General features: G+C 34.5%; 1 protein-coding gene. It reads left to right on the top strand.

What is annotated here, in order from left to right:
* The coding region (locus CIK81_RS18925) for an ATP cone domain-containing protein (RefSeq protein WP_147272385.1) at window positions 1-223 on the top strand (223 nt) is incomplete at both ends.

Below are 223 nucleotides of genomic sequence, written 5' to 3'. Positions count from 1 at the left end.
CATTCAATTTTATGATGGGATAACGACATCGGATATCCATGAAACCATCATAAAATCTGCAGCAGACCTTATTTCAGAGCAAACCCCTGATTATCAATATTTAGCTGCTCGATTAGCAGTATTCCATCTTCGTAAAAAAGCTTATGGTCAATTTGAACCACCAAAGTTGTTTGATCATGTATCAAAATTGGTCGATATGGGAAAATATGATAAGCATCTATTA

This window comes from Brachybacterium sp. JB7 (genome assembly GCF_003335205.1).
GTDB lineage: Bacteria > Actinomycetota > Actinomycetes > Actinomycetales > Dermabacteraceae > Brachybacterium > Brachybacterium alimentarium.
Note: the sequence above shows the minus strand (reverse complement) of the source record. Positions and strands in the feature narration are given on the sequence as shown.